Origin of the sequence: Nannocystis exedens (assembly GCF_002343915.1) — a bacterium.
In the GTDB taxonomy this organism is placed as follows: domain Bacteria; phylum Myxococcota_A; class Polyangia; order Nannocystales; family Nannocystaceae; genus Nannocystis; species Nannocystis exedens.
Genome location: NZ_NETK01000001.1, coordinates 2,985,384 through 2,999,291 on the forward strand (window position 1 = coordinate 2,985,384; position 13,908 = coordinate 2,999,291).

Here is a 13,908-nt window from a genome sequence, read left to right on the forward strand (position 1 = left end):
CTCACGTCGGTGTCGTTGTCATCCTCAACCTTTTGGAAAAATCCCCGCACCTGGATGCGTCCAAGGGTCTCACCGGCGGCCGGGGTTCCGACGCGGGCGTCGTAGTAGACACGTACGTTGCGGGTGATGGTGGGGGGGTGGGGTCTCCGGGGAGGCCGAAGACCTGGAAGGTGAAGCAGGCGTTGGTGAGGTCGGTGCGGCCGGCGGCGATGATCGCACCACCGCCGGTGGGCGTGACCTGCACGCGCACGCCTCGCGCGGGCCACTGGGTCGCGGTGGTCGGGACGTGGGTGCCGGCGCTGAGGTCGATCGCCTGGACCCGCCAGCGCAGGCAGAGCTTGTGCTCGACAGCGAGGGCGAGGCGGGGCGCGGCGGCCATGAGCACCGCGACGACGGCAGGTGCCGCGAGCGTACAGATTCGGCGATACCGGGCGCAAAGGCCCGAGCGTTTGCGAAGTTCGTGCATGGTCAATCTCCCTGGCCCTTCATCTGCTCCGCGAGGGCGTCCAGCGCCTTCTGTTCTTCGGTAATCGTCCGACAGACTGCGTCTGGCTCGGCCTCGAGCACCTGGGCTACATCGCGGTCGGATGCTCGCCGAGGGCGATACGGCGGAAGACGTTGGCGGCGAGGAGCTGCTGAGCCTCTGGCTGCTTGAGCGTTTCCTGCCAGGAGGCGGGGGCGAGCTCGAGGACGCGGGGGCGCGGCCAGGAGGGCAGCAGGCACAGGAGGTCGCGGAGGTAGCCGAGGGGCTCGATGCCGTGCATCTGGCAGCTAGCCAGCAGGGACACGAAGAGCGTGTTGGCGCGGGCGCCGTCGTCGCTGCCGACGAAGAGCCAGTTTTTGCGACCGACCGCCTCGCGCCGCAGCGCGCGCTCGGAGATGTTGTTGTGGAGGGGCAGACGGCCGTCGTCCAGGAAGCGCCGCAGCGCGGCCTTCTGGTTGGTGGCGTAGGTCAGGGCTGCGGCGAGCGGCGAGCCGTCGAGGGCGACCTCGGCTTGCTGGGCGCACCACGCGAAGAATTCGTCGACGATCGGCGCGGACAGCTTCCGGCGGACCGACTCGCGCCGCTTGCGGCTCTCGTCGGCCAGCTTCTCTTCGACCTTGAAGAGCTTGCGGATCAGCCCGAGCGCGTGCCTGGCGAGCTCCGGCTCAGTGCCCAGCGCCTTGAAGAAGTAGCGCCTGCAGTGAGCCCAGCACGCGACCTCGACGACGGCGCCGTCGCGGAAGAGGTGGTCGTAGACGGTCGCGGCGTCGGAGACGAGATAGCCCTTGTAACCGGCGAGCAGGCGATCGACGGCCTCGCTGTCGTGCCTCGGCGAGAATCGATACAGCACATGCCGGCCCGGGGCGACGAGCACCCAGAAGTGGGCGCGCTGACACTGCTCGGGCGCCTGCACGAGCACCCCGGTCGCGTCGACGCAGACGTACGGCGACAGGAAGGCGTCGGCCATCATCGCGTCGACGAGCGGCTCGACCAGGTCGGCGAGCTGCTGGTGCCAGCTGCAGATCGTCTGACGCGACAGCGGCAGGCCCTCGCGGGCGTGGATCGCCTCCTGGCGGTGGGCGGGCATGTGATCGCCCCAGCGCAGCACGATCGTGTGGGCCAGGAGCCCGGGTCCGGCCAGCCCGCGCTCGATCGGCTTGTCCGGCGGCGGCGCGATCACCACGGGAGGGGTTTCGGGTGTCTCATCGGCCAGCTGGGTCTCGATCGACTCGCTCGCCGGAGCATTCTTGCGGACAAACTTCGGCCGCACGATTCGCGCGACCACCATCGCGCCCGGCCGGCGCTCGACGGTCTCGCTGACGACCTCGCCGATCCGCTCGAAGTTCTCGAGGCCCTCCAGCAGCACCTCCGGCGGCAGGACCTCGACCTCGACGCGCGGCAGCGCCTCCGGCAGCTTGCGCCGCCCGCGACGGCGCCGCCGCGGCTCACACGCATCCGTGGGGCGGGTCGTGCTCGCCTCGTCGTCCTCGTCTCCGTCGAGCTCCTCGGCCAGCGCGTCGTCGAGGTTATCCTCGTCCGCGCTCGCCTCGGCTTCGTCCGGGCCGAGCAGCATGCCCAGGAGGCGCATCGACAGCTGCGCCTCCTCGTCGCCCTGGAAGCGCTCGGCCTTCTTCCCGACGACGATCCCCTTCTCGAGCAGCCGACAGCGCTCGAGCAATTGCATGTAGAGCGCCCGGTACTGCTCGCGGTCCGAGGACGCCTTCGACAGCGCCTCGCGCAGCGCGAGCAGTTCGCCCTCCTTGCTCTCGAGTTCGCTGCGCAGGAGCTCGATCTCGCTCACGCGTCCTTACTACTCGTTCGCGCGCCCACGTCAAGAGCGTTTTCACGCCCGCGTCCTGGATGCCGCGGGACGCCCCGCAGCAGCGCACCGAGGCTCTTTTCGTCGATCTCGATCGAGCGCTGCGACGGGCTCGCGGCCTTCGGCGCCGTCGTCGTCGCGCGGTGCAGTCGCTTGTACAGCACCGCGAAGCCGTTGTGGTCCCACCACAGCAGCTTGAGCCTATCGGCGCGCCGGCCCAGGAACACGAAGACCGCGCCGCTCCGCGGATCGTCGCCCATCTCCGCCCGCACCGCCAGCGCCAGCCGATCGAATCCTCTCCGCATGTCCTGCGGCTCGGTGCACACGAAGACGCGGACGTTCTTCGGGATCATCCGCGCCGTCCTCCCACCGCGCCGAGCACCCGCGCGAGCATCTCGCCGTCGACCTCGCCGCGGACCCGCACCACCGCACCGCCGAGCTCGACCTCGATGACTCCGGTCTCCGCCACCAACGCCGCTGCCACCTGTTTCGTCACCTCCACGAAGTCGCGCTCGCCCGCCGCTGCGCGGGGCCTCGCCGGCGTCGCTCCCGTCCGAGCTCGCTGCCGCAGCTTCCACCGCCAGCCCGCCAGCGTGTGCGGGTTGACGCCGATCTGCTTCGCATACTCCCGGCAGCTCCGCCCGCTCGCCTCGAGGGCCTCGACCCGCTTCTCCCAGATCGCCGGATCCGCCACCTTGCTCGCCGTCACAGCTGCCTCCACTCCCGGAGCCGACGCGCCCGCTCCTGCGGTGTCATCGGCCGGAAGTCGATCCGGTAGCCGCCGCTCACGCCTCGAACCTCCCACTTCATGTCGTCCGGTACCAGCAACGCGAAGCTACCCCGCTTCACCGGCTGCGGCGCCAGCACGACCGCGCCGCGCTCTTCCTTCAAGTCGTTACGCTTCCTCGACATCGATCCTCCTCGAGGGGCCTTGTAGCTGCTCGAGGATCTCGATTCACGACGCAGTCTTCCGGACGGATACGTTCTTCGTCGCTGGGAGGCACCCATTGCACGACCTCGACGATCTCGCCGGCCTGCAGGTCCGCGAAGTCTTCGGGGCTGAGCCCGGGATAGACGGTGGTGAGCAGCGCTTCATCCGCCGCGAGGGCCCTCGAGCTGACCCGTGAGCTGTTGGCGAGCGGGCCGTTCGCGGACGCCGAGGAGCGCGTGGCATGGGCAGAGATCGAGGCCCGGGACGTCGACAGGGTCAAGCGGGCAGGTGTCACCTGCGCCGCCGCGACAGCGGATACGACGCCCGTCGGGCTGCCGCCGGAGCCGACCATCCATGTGCCGATGAGCGAGGGCGACGACCCTCACGGGGGGTCGCGCAAGCTCGAGGCGGCCAACGCTTCGATGAACAAGTTCTTCCGCGAAGGGATCGTCGAGACGTTCTGCGACGGGGCATGCGATCCGGAGTGATCGTCGCTTGCCCGTAGGGGCGCGACGTCGCGGGGCGCGGGACGTCGCGGGTCCGGGGGCGCGGGGCTCGGAGAGCGTCGTGACGGCGGGCGCAGCGCGGCGGAGCGGGTCCCTCGCTTACGGCGGGGCCCTCCCAGGCAACGTGCTCGGCGCCCTGTTTCTTCGGACAGATTCTGTCTTGTGAGACAGATATCGCTCGTTCAGCGGACGGGGGCGCCTGCGCGCGGTTGCCTGCGCCCCACCCGCCTGCGTCCCACTCCGTCGCGCTGCGCCCGCCTGAGGCGAGCGTCGCGAGCCCCGCGCTTCTGCGTGTGGGGAGTGATTGAATCCGGGTTTGTGCTCGCGTGGCTTGCTGGATTCAGAGGTTGGCCTTGAGGATGCCCATGAAGCTCTGGAGCGGCGTGGCGCCGACCGGATCGACCGTGATGTAGTATCGGGTGCCCGGGCTCCGGCTGTAAATCTCGCGGACGTACCAGCCGTTGTGCAGGTCGCCTTCGAGGCAACCGACCTCGATGCCTGCCGGGCCCGGACCGTCCCAATAGCAAACGTTGGCGATGATCAAATCAGTATAGCCCGGATCGTTGCTGATGGTCATGTAATTGCACGCGACCAGGTCGGCCTTGCTGTCGTACTGGTAAGGGTCGGTCCAGACGTTGCCGCCGCTCACGGCCGTGGACGAGGCCAGGGTCAAGTCCCGGCCACTATCGTTGGGGAAGCGCGTGCTCATGTACTGCTGGAAGTTCGACCACGACAGGCAGGTGTAATCGCTCGGGCCGTACGCGAATTGAGGGTCCAGGGTCGGCACGGCCAGCCGGCGCGGCGCCGTATCCCCGGGCCGCGACCGCTCGACCTCCCACGCGTGGGCGAGCTCCAGATCGGCCGGGACGGGCCGCTCGTCGCCGCGGACGGCCATGTACAGCTCGAGCGGCGTCGCCTGGTTGTCCGCGAGCAGCGCGCTGTAGTCGGGCCCGGGGCCACGCCCGAGCATCGCCACGTCGACGCCGAAGCGTCCCTCCGCGTCCGGGCTGCCCTTGATGAAGTAGAGGGTGGTGTTGGCATCGGGCCTCGACCGTGGCGATGAGCCGCTCCGGGGCGGGCTCGCCGTTGACATAGAACCTGAGCGCCGGGCGCTCGGCGGCGTCGGCGTCGTGGTGCTCGAGGTCGTCGGCGCCCTCGAGCGCGACCGCGTCGGCGTCGTCGGTGACGGCGTCGTCGCAGCCGAGCGGCGCGAGGAGGGCGAGCAAGGTGAACATGGTCTTGGTATTGGGCATGGTCGTCTCTTCGTGGTTGGGTGGTGAGCCGGCCAGCGCGGGGCAGCACGCCCCGGCTCGTCGCCGCGCTCATCGGCACGCTCCCGGAGTAGAAGCAGGCGACCGATCAATTCACCGCCGATGCACAATTCTTCGACAAGTCGATCCGTGTGCCGGAGCGTGATGTACGCGCACGCCGCGGCCGACGCGACACCTCATGACGCACGGACGGACTGATTTTGGACACTTCCGACGCGCCGACGTCTTTTTGTCCTCCTCAGCCCGCTCGCCCTTGCTGTACTCCAGGAGCGGAACCGCGAGTCGATCCTCGCGCTGCTGCGGGAGTAGGGCCTGCGAGGCCGTCGCGTTGCCGCCACGCCGAGGTCGACCTCGAGGCCGCCGGCGCGCTGCTGTGCGCGCACCTGCTGCCGGGCGCGCGGGGCCTGGCCGACCTGCCCGACGAGCTGGCGGCGTCGCTGTCGGCTCCCGACGCGCCGGGAGTCGGCGACTGGGCCGCCGCGCACCGGGTCTCGCGAGCGACCGCGTGGCGGTGGTTCCACGCGCTCTACGCCGTCGCGCCGGCCCGCTACCGCGTCGAGGCGCGCGCGCGCCGGGCCTGGTGGCGGGTCGTCGAAAGCGACGAACCGCTGGCGACGATCGCCGCGGCCGCCGGCTTCGCCGATCAGGCGCACATGACCCGCGACATCCGGGCGCTGACCGGCCGCACGCCGGGCGAGTGGCGGCGCGTCGGGCTGCAACATTCGTTCAAGACCGCCGCCGGGTGAGCATGCACTCTGCCGGGCATGACCGCCGCTCGTGCCCCACACGCGTTCCTCGCGTTCTCCGGCCTGCGTCTGCGCTTGTGGCCGATCCTCCTGGCCGCGCTGATCATGCAGCTGTGCCTGGTGCCCGCCCGCGAGCTGGTGCGCTGGCTGTTCCTCGAGGTCGGCCCGGCCGGGTGGGCCGACGACCTCGGGATGCTGGTCTTCACGGCGATCATGCTGCAGGGCCTGTGCGGCCTGCTCGGCATCGCCGTGATGGGCCGCCTGCTGCCACGGGCTGACGCGCACCTGCGCTGGCCGCCGGGCCGAAGCATGGTCGGCCTCGCCGCGGCGATCGGCGTGGTCATGGGGCTGGTGATGCTGGTCGCCGATCATTGGCCGGCGCTGCTGGCGGGCGTCGCTCCGGACGGCGGCTACTCGCTCGATCCGCCGATCGTCGCAGGCTGGCTGCTGGCGATGATCACGACGGGGCTCGGCGAGGAGACGGTCTTCCGCGGGCTCCTGGTCGGCATGCTGGTCGTGCTCGTTCCGGGCCGCGTCCGCGCCGGCCGCTTCGAGGTCCCCGTCGCCGGGGTGATCGTCGCGCTGCTGTTCGGCGTGGCCCACTACGAGAGCTTCCAGTACCACCCGCTGCACCAGGCGATCGCGCAGCAGATCTATGCATTCGCGTGGGGCCTCGTCTATGTGTGGCTGATGGAGCAGTCGCGCAGCTTGCTGGCGCCGATCGTCGCCCACGGGGTCGGCAACTTCGTCGAGGTCGCGCTCGTGATGGCGCTGATGTGGGCCCGCGGCTGATTTGTGCCCGCGGCGGGGACATGGCCCTTCTCTCCTGCGTCACCACCGCGGTCAGCGCGTGGCGAGCTCACTCGGTCTTCTCCACGTCGACGATGTCGTCGAACGATAGCCCGCTCGATCGCTCGCCGCGACCGACCTGCTTGCGGACGCCGAGCCACACGTGGGCCTCGCCGTTGGTCGCGCGGGTGCGCTGAAACGACTTCGTGACGCGGATGCCCGCGCGGGGGACCTCCTCCTCGTGGACGAAGAACTTGGCCACCGGGCCGCCGTCGAGGCCGGGGCGCAGGAGCCCGGTCCGGGGCTCGATCAGCGCCGGCTCCGGCGCCGGATCGCCCGCGATCGTCCGCGGCATGCGGCTGCGCTGTAGCTGGACCTCGCGGTTGGAGCCGGGCACATGCACGGGGACGAACGGGATCCAGTGCTCGGGCACGGAGGTCATCGCCCGGTAGCTGATCGCGGCCGCGTAGTCTTCCGCGGCTGCCGGCTCCGACGCGCCGATCCGGCCGCGGTGGTACTTCGCCGTCTCCTCCGCGGCCTCGCTGCCCGACTGGCCCTGGCCGGTGACGCCGGGGATCACGGCCTCGATCGCCCATACCATGTTGGCCATCTCGTCGCGCACGAGATGCACGTCCTCGAGCGGGCGGCCCTCCTGCGACGGGGACGTGCATGGCGGCAGGAGCAGGCTCGTGTCGGCCTGGACCGGGTCGTCGCCCTTGACGCTCAGGGTGTACATATTCCAGCGGTGCCAGCTCTGATCGTTGCCCTGGCCCGCGGCCTTGATCCAAAACCGCTCGCCGAACGAGTTGGTCACCGCCATCCCCTCGACCTCGGCGAGGGTGCCCGCCGGCAGGCGGAACGGCACGAGGAACCAATCGTTGGCGTACACCAGCCCGAACTCGATCAGCAGGAGCTGCGCGAGATCCGTCGTCGACGGCTTGACGTCGCCGAAGTCGGTCTTGCGGTCCTCGAGCGCCCACCAGCGCGTGTCGGGCATCCCCTCGAACGCCACCGGGGTCGGGATGAAGGAGCGCGTGACCGGATTCTCGGGGGGCAGGAGCTCGGGCAGCGAGCCGAAGCCGGGCTCGCCCGGGTCGTGGTCGAACGCGTACCAGTCGAGGTGTCCGTGGGCGTACTCGTCGGCGGAGAGCACCTTCTCCGCCCCTTTCTTCTGCACCGAGCAGGCGAACGCGTACTCGAGGGACGACGGCTTCCACGCGGACTGCGCCGCGGGGGCGCGGTAGATCGACGCGAACCACTCGACGAGCTCGTCGCCGAGCTCGTCGAGCGCGGTTTTGTCGACGGCGGATCCGGTGGTGATGCCATCCGACGCTCGCGGCGCTCCCGATTGCCCGACCAAGTAGAGGTAGAGCTCCCCGCCGTCGATGCACCGCCCGGCCAGAGCGGTGTACTGCTGCACGGCGCCCCGGTGCGCGGACACGGGGGCCGACGCGGCGTCCGCGGTCGGCACCTCGAATCGGTACTTCTCACGAAACTGGACCTCGTAGGCGCCGAGGCCGGCGGAGGAGAGCATCCTGCGCCACTGCCGGCCGATCTGCGCGCGCACGTCAAGGTGCATCTTCTGCCCGCTCGCGCTCCACTGGATCGGCAGCTGCTCCACCTTCGCCTCGAGCGGGGTGGCCAGGGGCAGCGCCTCGGGCGCGCCGCCCTCGGGCCGGTACTTCGTCAGCGGCGTGGTGTGCATGTGGATCTTGGCGAAGACGGGCCAGCCGGCGTCCTCCCCCTGATACTCCCCCGTCTGCCACTGCCTCGTCAGCATCCACAGGGCGTCGCGCACCTCGGCCTTGAGCGCGCGATCGAAGTTTGCGGTCCGCGGCCTGCCCTCGAGCCGGTTCCACATGACGATGGTGGGTCGAGTGGGTTTGACCACCGCTTCCACGTCGGTGACGACATACTGTCCTTTCATCGCATCAGCCTCCGAATCGATCGTAAATACCGTTGTTGAATGCGATATTCGTGGCGATGGTCACTTGATACAAAGTGGTCGCCATCATCGTCGCCGGCAAGAACTGGCCGTAGCCCAGATTGCCTACCTGGTCGGGCTCCACGGCGCGCCGCTTCGCGGCCGCGAGCGTCTCGTGCAGCGCTCCGACCACGTGCTGCCAGTGCCAGGTCCCCGTCAACACCGGCGGGACCACCAGCAGCATGGCCTGGGGCGGTGCGGCGCGCGGTCGGTCGAAGTGGAACGTCACGCCGGTCACCTGCTCCTTCGCCGGGATGACCTCTGTCCATTCGTCGAGCAAGAGGCCGCACTGCGGCGAGGCCTTGTGGAACGGGCCGGCGAAATGCGCGGTGTACAGCAGCCGGTCGCCCGTCGGGGCGTACCCGTGCGGGATCTCGAGCCCGAGCCAGTGATCGTCCGTCCGATAGGGGAGCTGCAGCGCCGTGAGCTCGACGGCGTCGCCGGTGAACGCCTCGGCGAGGGTGACCGCGTTCTCCCAGTGGAGCAGCTTCTCTCGCACGCGCGCGACCCCGTACAACCAGTCGTCCACCGGGAATCGCCGATTGCGTGTGGTGCTCAGGTAGTCGAGCAGCGCCGGGGCGCCCGCCAGGCAATTCTCGAGCTCGATGCCGCGGGCCGGCGACAGGGTGAAGCGGGGCAGCAGCTTGATTTCGTCGCCGAGCACCAAACTGGCCGCCTCGAGCATCCGCCGCACCCGCCCCTCGGGGTGGTCGATCGCCGCCGCCTCGGCGAGCCCGACGGCGGCGCTGGCGAGCCGAGTCGCGAGCTCCTCGGCGAGGCCCTCGACGCGCGCGACGAGGTCCGCGCGCAGCGCGATCATGGCGGCCTTCTGCTCGTCGATGTCGAGCGGGGTCGCGTCGTACTGCGCCGCGAGCAGCGCCTGAGCCTCGACGGCCGCGACGTAGTCGACCAGCTCCGCGGGCCCTGCCGTCAAGAGACCCTTCCACTGGGCCAGGCTCGCGTCGAACAGCGCCTTCTTCGCCTCGACGGCGGTCTTGAAGTCGAGCGGTTGCGCCGGGAGGTCCACGGTGGTGGTCGACGCGATCGTCCCCTCGGTCGCGAGGAGCACGGCGAATTGCTCCTCGTCGGTCGCCAGCGGCGAGAAGGTCGCGATCTTCGCGGCGTACTCGGCGGCCTTGTCGTCCCAGCGCGCGACGAGCCCGCTGACCTTGGCGACGACGGCCTGGAAGATCGAGCGCACGGCGCTGTGAATGTCGCCGGTGCCCGTGTTGGGGACCCCGTGCAACGCGGCGCCGAGGAGCGCGTCGGTGACCGCGTGGACGTAGTCGTCGAGGTCGGCCGGATCCGCGGCGAGCGCGAGCAGCGTCGTCCTCCGCGCGTCCAGCACCGCGGCGGCAGCATTGATCCGCGCCGCCAGCTCGGCGAAGTCGTAGGTGACCCCGGCGGCCACCGTCTCGGTGGGCAGACCGACGTCGGTGGGCCCGAGGGCGCGGCTCTTGAGCGCGAGGCTCCGCAGACTCGCGATCAGCGGCGCGAGCTCGAAGAACGTCGCGTTGTCGACGACGGGCTGGGCGTAGTGGATCCGGATGGGGTAAGCCGGGTGCGCGCCGTGGTAGCGGAGGAACTGTTCGATCCGGTCGTCGAGCTCGGTCATCGCCTGCTCGAGGTCCAGGTTGAGGTGGATGAGATCGATCGCCGAGAGGCCCAGATCGCTCAGGGTGATGATCGTGTGCGTCTCGACCAGCGACAGCGCGGTGTACGTGACCTGGCAGGCGATGATGGCGGGATCGGGCAGCCGCGCCGACAGCCACGCGTTCAGGGGCGCCTCTGCCACGGCCCGAGGCGTCGCGCTGGCGGGGGGGGCGGCGGCCGGATCGAGGTGCAGCACCACGCGGTGGGTCAGCGTGGTGCCGCTCCGCGGCGTCCTCACCACCTCCGGCTCGGGCGGATGCTTGCCCTTGCTGAACGCCGCGGTGTTCGCCGCGGAGCGCTCGAAGTTGCCCTGGACCACCTGGTACACGCTCTCGGCCATCAGGAGGTCCGAGACCGCGTCGTGCAGATCGAGCAGCGCGTCGACCTCGGCGTTGATCGCCGTCTCCGCGGGCGACGAGGGGGTCGGGTACAGCTTTCCGCTGGCGCGCACGTGCTCGACGAGGCGCAGGCCGTCGACCACGTTGCGGGCCTCGAGCAGATCGATCTCCTGCTGCCCGTCCGACTTCGTCGAGTTCAACTTGTCGGCGACCAGCGGGAACTGTTGCCGGAGCGAAGCAATGAACTGGTCGACCTCGGCGAGCCCGTGCCCGTCGTGCAGGCCGCGCTCGAACCGGTAGCCGAGCAGCGCGGCGAGGCTCTGACCGTTGCGAATGCCCTCGAGCAGCGCCAGGGCCCGGCGCACCCGCTCCGACGACAGGTTCACCGCCATCCGCTGCTGCGCCTCCGGGCTCGCGTCCGAGGCATGTACCATGTACGCGTTCTTCAGGATCGCCGCGGTGGCCGCGTGGTTGATGGACGGCGCGTGGATGTAGCCGCCGTTTCCGCTGTCCTCCACCAGGGGCGCCTGCCCGGGCTTGGCGAAGATGGCGCTCTGGTCCGGCGTGAGCGTCGCGGGCGCGAGCTGCTGCGCCCTGGGCTTCACGCCCTCGAGCCAACCGTACGCGCCGAGGTAGATGCCCGTCTGGCCCTGGCCGAGCATCTGCTCGCGCCGCACGGCCGCGAGCCCCGTCTTCCACGCGTCGAGGCGGTAGCTCGCGCAGTCGACGTGCTCTGCGAGAAGCCGCTCGAGCCGCGCGGTGGGCGTGTCCTCGAGGACATGCAGCGCGCTGAGCATCTCGGCGAGGTCGGCCCCCCACTCGCCTTCCGGGTACGCGCGCTCGATGAACTCCACGAGCGGCGAGTCGTCGCCGGTGACGGCCTTCTCCACCCGGTAGAGCTGGACCAGCTTGTTCTGCAGCGCCTCCACGCTCGAGAGGATCGGCTGCATGTGCAGGAACGCGGGCTCCCTGCGGGCGATCGCGGGGTCGACCAGGTTGTACTGGTGGAGCAGGCGGATGGCTGCCTCCCAGTAGCCCAGCATGAGCGCGTGGCGCAGCATCAGGTACAGCAACGCGGTCGGCGCCGCGGCCCCGTCGAAGTCGTTGAGGCGGATCGCGTCGAACTTCGCATCGGCGAGCCATTCGATGTAGTTGCGCCGGAGCGGCGCGGTCTCGGACAGCGGCACGTCGTCGACCACGGGCCCCTGGAGGAGCACGCTGCCCTCGAAGAAGAACCGGTCGACGATCGGCGGGCGCGCGTTCGGATCGGAGAAGCCGAACGGGTTGTTCAGGAACGCCTTGTGGAGGTTGCCCGCGTCGTACAGCGCGCTCCAGTTGCCGCCGCCGAATTGCCACTTCAAGCGCTCGAAGGCCATCTCCAGGCTCTGCGCATAGCGCTGGTGGTACTCCACCGAGCCGGGGTGCAGCCCGAGGACGTCGAGCAGGGTCTTGTGCGCGTCCCCGGGGGCGCCGACGTGCGCCGCGAGCTGCGACAGCGTGTCCCAGTGGACGTCCATCTTCGACAGCACGCCGTGGAGCTTCACCAGATAGCTCTGGGTCAGCGGGGCGGGCCCGTCGCCCGAGGGCTGGTACTGCGAGAACGCCATCGCCGGCAAGATGCCGTACGGCTGCCGACCGACGCGCACCGCGGGGAGCGGCCCGCGGCCCGAGACGTGGCGGAGGAAGAACCGCCGCGTGGCCTCGACGAGGCCGTCGGAGAACACCGGCGGCATCATCTCCTCCATGAAGTAGCCGAGCGTCGCGGTCCACAGGGCAGTGTTCATCGCCCGCGCCTCGGCCTGGTCGCGGCCGTTCGCGTGCGGGACGCTCTTCAGGCCGGCCGTGGCGATGCCGAGGTACCGCGCGAGCCACTCGCCGTCGCTGCGCACGAACGGCTCGGCGGTCTCGACGAACGCCTCCTTGCTTTTCAAAACCACGTCGAACGAGGCGTCGGCGTCGTCCGCCCAGGAGTAGGCCGCACCGTCGCCCTCGGTGTTGTTGGTGGGGCTGCCCTGGGGGACGAGGCTGAAGCCGCGCTTGCTGTGGTGGTGGTGCACGAGCAGGGTCTCGAGCAGCGTCTTGCCCTCCGCGTGATCGGCCGAGAAGCGCACGCCGAGCACGACCAGCCGCTCGAAACCGTTGACGTCTTCGCCCAGCGAGGTGTCGAGGTCGACCTTGAACCCCATGCCGACGTCGACCGCGCGCTCGAAGTCCACCGTCCAGCGCAGGTCCTCGTTGAGGACGAGCTCGTCCTGCTGCGCGTGGAGCTGCTCCGCCGACGGCAGCGAGCGGTCGGGGCCGACGGCGAGGCCGTCGGCGACGACGTTGCCGACCACCCGCTTGACCTCCACGTCGTTGTTGTAGGCCATCAGGACGAACCGATCCGGCAGCGCCCAGGCCTTCGGCGCCTGCGACCACGACGTCTCGCGGGCGGCCGCGGGCGGCGCGAGCAGGAGCTTGGCGCACTTCACATGGACGCTCGCGCGCGCCAGCCCTCCCGGCGGCTCCTGGTCGAGGTTCTCCGGCATGAAGGACGTCAGGATCGTGTCGACCACCGTCGGATCCTGGACGGCGCCAGCCAGCGCAGCGAGGGCCTGCGCCTGCATCGCGGCGTCGCCGTCGGCCTTCCAGAACGCCTCCCAGAAGGTGCAGGCGGCGGCCTCCTGGGTCGCGGCCAGCGTCACTGCCGGGAGCACGACGAGCACCACGTCCTCGGGGTTCGCCTTCACGGGCTTCGCGGCCAGGTTCGTCGGCGCGTAGCGCTTCACGATCCACTCGGCCCGCCCGGATCCGTGCGAGGCGACCAGGGCCCGCCAGGCCCCGCGCTCCTGCGCCTCGACGCCGCCGGCCTTCCACATCTCGGTCCAGAACGCCCGCCCGCTGGCGACCTCGGCCGCCGACAGCAGCTCCTCGAACGCGTCGATTTGGCACTCGTCGGGGTAGACGCGGACCCAGAGCTGCTTCTTGGTGACGTTATTGACGATCACCTCCTTGAATCGCGTCTCGAGCCGCAGCGGGAACAGCAAGATCGGGTAGTCGTCGGCGAGCTGCTGGATCTCCGCCGCCGGATCCCAGTACGCGGCGAGCGCTTGCTGCAGCGAGGAGGCCGCGCCCCGGAGCTGCGCGAGCTGCACCCGGTTCGCGTCGATCTCGGTCTGGAGCACCGTCGCCTGCTGCTCGAGGGCGGCGTGCTGGGTCGCCCAGACCGGGTCATTGACGTCGCGGGACCGGCCAATCGAGGCGAGTCGGCGCTTGACCTCTTTGAGCTGCTCCCGGCGCGCCGCCTGCTGCGCGGCGAGCTGCGCATGCGCGGCGCGCTGGGCCGCGAGCTGGGCTCGAGTATCCTGGTAGGTAGTCATATGATTTCGCTCGGTCTTCTTGTCGGTT

The 13,908-nt window shown here is 70.2% G+C and carries 12 protein-coding genes; 4 read left to right on the plus strand and 8 right to left on the minus strand.

The features are described 5' to 3' along the window. Position 1: 1 nt before the first annotated feature. The 5 genes from NAEX_RS47700 to NAEX_RS50030 all read right to left on the minus strand — a co-directional run bounded on the left by NAEX_RS47700 (position 2) and on the right by NAEX_RS50030 (position 3,215). The gene (locus NAEX_RS47700; RefSeq protein ID WP_143825564.1) at positions 2-466 is read right to left on the minus strand and encodes a hypothetical protein; all 465 of its coding nucleotides are present in this window, start codon (positions 464-466) and stop codon (positions 2-4) included. 106 nt (positions 467-572) lie between these two features. Continuing rightward, positions 573-2,285, minus strand: coding sequence for an IS66 family transposase (tnpC, locus tag NAEX_RS11615; protein WP_096327574.1), 1,713 nt, complete (start codon positions 2,283-2,285; stop codon positions 573-575). Next, positions 2,282-2,656, minus strand: a complete 375-nt coding sequence (gene tnpB, locus NAEX_RS11620) for an IS66 family insertion sequence element accessory protein TnpB (protein ID WP_096325695.1) — start codon at positions 2,654-2,656, stop codon at positions 2,282-2,284. Before tnpB ends, tnpC begins: the two co-directional genes overlap by 4 nt. Continuing rightward, positions 2,653-3,012, minus strand: a complete 360-nt coding sequence (gene tnpA, locus NAEX_RS11625; RefSeq protein ID WP_096327575.1) for an IS66 family insertion sequence element accessory protein TnpA — start codon at positions 3,010-3,012, stop codon at positions 2,653-2,655. The genes tnpB and tnpA overlap by 4 nt, the downstream gene beginning before the upstream one ends. Further along, positions 3,009-3,215, minus strand: a complete 207-nt coding sequence (locus NAEX_RS50030) for a hypothetical protein (protein WP_096325693.1) — start codon at positions 3,213-3,215, stop codon at positions 3,009-3,011. The genes tnpA and NAEX_RS50030 overlap by 4 nt, the downstream gene beginning before the upstream one ends. Positions 3,216-3,383: 168 nt before the next feature. Here NAEX_RS50030 and NAEX_RS11635 point away from each other — a divergent pair, with 168 nt between their 5' ends. Further along, positions 3,384-3,722 carry a hypothetical protein gene (locus NAEX_RS11635; protein ID WP_143141351.1) on the plus strand — a complete coding sequence of 113 codons (339 nt, stop codon included), beginning with the start codon at positions 3,384-3,386 and terminating at the stop codon, positions 3,720-3,722. A gap of 358 nt (positions 3,723-4,080) precedes the next feature. On the opposite strand, the gene NAEX_RS11640 is transcribed toward NAEX_RS11635, so the two are convergent. After that, entirely contained in the window at positions 4,081-4,716 is a 636-nt protein-coding gene (locus tag NAEX_RS11640) for a hypothetical protein (RefSeq protein WP_100793480.1), read from the minus strand. Positions 4,717-4,774: 58 nt separating this feature from the next. On the opposite strand from NAEX_RS11640, the gene NAEX_RS11645 reads away from it, so the two are divergent. The 3 genes from NAEX_RS11645 to NAEX_RS11655 all read left to right on the plus strand — a co-directional run bounded on the left by NAEX_RS11645 (position 4,775) and on the right by NAEX_RS11655 (position 6,549). Then, complete coding sequence (locus tag NAEX_RS11645; protein WP_143141352.1) at positions 4,775-5,020, plus strand: hypothetical protein; 246 nt, start codon at positions 4,775-4,777, stop codon at positions 5,018-5,020. 191 nt (positions 5,021-5,211) lie between these two features. Next, positions 5,212-5,757 carry a helix-turn-helix domain-containing protein gene (locus NAEX_RS11650; protein WP_096327579.1) on the plus strand — a complete coding sequence of 182 codons (546 nt, stop codon included), beginning with the start codon at positions 5,212-5,214 and terminating at the stop codon, positions 5,755-5,757. Between the two features lie 18 nt (positions 5,758-5,775). Further along, positions 5,776-6,549, plus strand: coding sequence for a CPBP family intramembrane glutamic endopeptidase (locus NAEX_RS11655; protein WP_096327580.1), 774 nt, complete (start codon positions 5,776-5,778; stop codon positions 6,547-6,549). Between the two features lie 67 nt (positions 6,550-6,616). On the opposite strand, the gene NAEX_RS11660 is transcribed toward NAEX_RS11655, so the two are convergent. Then, positions 6,617-8,473 carry a hypothetical protein gene (locus tag NAEX_RS11660; RefSeq protein WP_096327581.1) on the minus strand — a complete coding sequence of 619 codons (1,857 nt, stop codon included), beginning with the start codon at positions 8,471-8,473 and terminating at the stop codon, positions 6,617-6,619. Positions 8,474-8,477: 4 nt separating this feature from the next. Then, entirely contained in the window at positions 8,478-13,880 is a 5,403-nt protein-coding gene (locus NAEX_RS11665) for a hypothetical protein (RefSeq protein ID WP_096327582.1), read from the minus strand. Positions 13,881-13,908: the final 28 nt, after the last annotated feature.